Raw genomic sequence first — 1,274 nt, 5'->3', positions numbered from 1 at the left:
AGCGTGGGCAGCCGCAATCAGAGCGACGGACCGGGCGCCTGGACCGAGCCTTGCCAGACACCGGTCCTGAGGTCAATGAAACAAGTAGCCGCTGTCGGAGCGGAACGCCCGACCATGCCGCTGTCGGAGCGGAACGCCCGACCATGCCGCTGTCGGGGCGGAGCGCCCGACCATGCCGCTGGCGGGGCGGAACGCCCAACTCATGCCTGACGGTGCAGCTTGTTCCGCAGCTCGGCTGTGTTGGTGATCAGACGGTGGGCAGCGTCGGCCAAAACCGTCGCCGCCGCTCGGACGGGGTCTCGACCCACTCGATCTCGGTTGATTCGACTTCGAGGTCGCCGTTCCCCGTGACGAGATGCTTCGGGATCTCGAACTCATCGCAGAACGCCCCAACCTCAGCACCGTCGAGCAGATCCTTCAACCGCTGAAGGTGCAGCTCGCTCCCGGAGAGCGTGTCGTAACTGAAGTGCAGGACAGGGAAGGAGTCGCTTCGGCGATACACGACGATGTCGCAAAAGCGGCGCGGGTCGTACTCGCCCAGACTGAACCCCAAGGTCAACACAGCCCGACCACATTGCCTGAAAAATTCCAACACGCGACGCGACGGAGTCTGCACCTCTACCTCGGCCTGGAGTCCGAACCAGCGGCCCGCAGCAGTTTGGTCCACGAGTAGACCTTGCCATGCGTGAGATCGGGTGTCCTGCAGAGTCTCGCTTCATCATCCGCCGTCGACTACCAGGTGCCCGCCAACGCCACGGAGCGGTCTTGCCGAGAGTCGGGCGGCTGGGATTGAGCATTGGGCCCCCATCCATCCGACGTGGAGGATGGGGCCATGACGGAGCGAACCGTGACGGTCGAAGAGGCGGTGGTCGGAGCCATCAACCACCTTCACTTTAAGCGGCGCGTAGATGTCGATGGTTTATTGCTCGAACTCGTGCTTCTTGTACACCCAGACGGTTGGCGGCCTTTGCGAGCCCACTGGTGGACCGGGAAGGAGGCGTACATCATCGGGGCAGACATCGCCGGCAACTTTCTACTCCGTCTCAAAGACGGTTCGGTCGGTCTCTGGAATCACGACGACACGGAGGTATCCGCCGTCGCCCGAAGCGTCCGTGAATTTGTCGCGTTGATCAACTGACCGAACTCGGCTGGCGGCGTGCCGCTCCCGGAGCCGAACGCCCGACCATGGCGCCCCTCTGTGTCAAGAAGCAGCCGGAAGATTTGTTCTAGGCTGTGTGGTGGCGGGTCCGGGAAGTGACTTGTCCGAAGAGCCG

The 1,274-nt window shown here is 63.2% G+C and carries 2 protein-coding genes; one reads left to right on the top strand and one right to left on the bottom strand.

Annotation, left to right across the window (positions count from 1 at the left end; translation table 11 throughout):
* Positions 1–247: 247 nt before the first annotated feature.
* Complete coding sequence (locus tag ASE01_RS04330) at positions 248–667, bottom strand: hypothetical protein (protein WP_056748830.1); 420 nt, start codon at positions 665–667, stop codon at positions 248–250.
* A 165-nt stretch (positions 668–832) separates the two neighbouring features.
* Here ASE01_RS04330 and ASE01_RS04325 point away from each other — a divergent pair, with 165 nt between their 5' ends.
* Positions 833–1,138, top strand: coding sequence for an SMI1/KNR4 family protein (locus ASE01_RS04325; RefSeq protein ID WP_056748827.1), 306 nt, complete (start codon positions 833–835; stop codon positions 1,136–1,138).
* Positions 1,139–1,274 lie beyond the last annotated feature (136 nt).

The sequence above is a fragment of the Nocardioides sp. Root190 genome (assembly GCF_001428565.1).
GTDB lineage: Bacteria > Actinomycetota > Actinomycetes > Propionibacteriales > Nocardioidaceae > Nocardioides.
Note: the sequence above shows the minus strand (reverse complement) of the source record. Positions and strands in the feature narration are given on the sequence as shown.

Coding starts and splice junctions, on each gene's coding strand:
- ASE01_RS04325 (WP_056748827.1), top strand. CDS start 833: ATGACGGAGCGAACCGTGACGGTCGAAGAGGCGGTGGTCGGAGCCATC.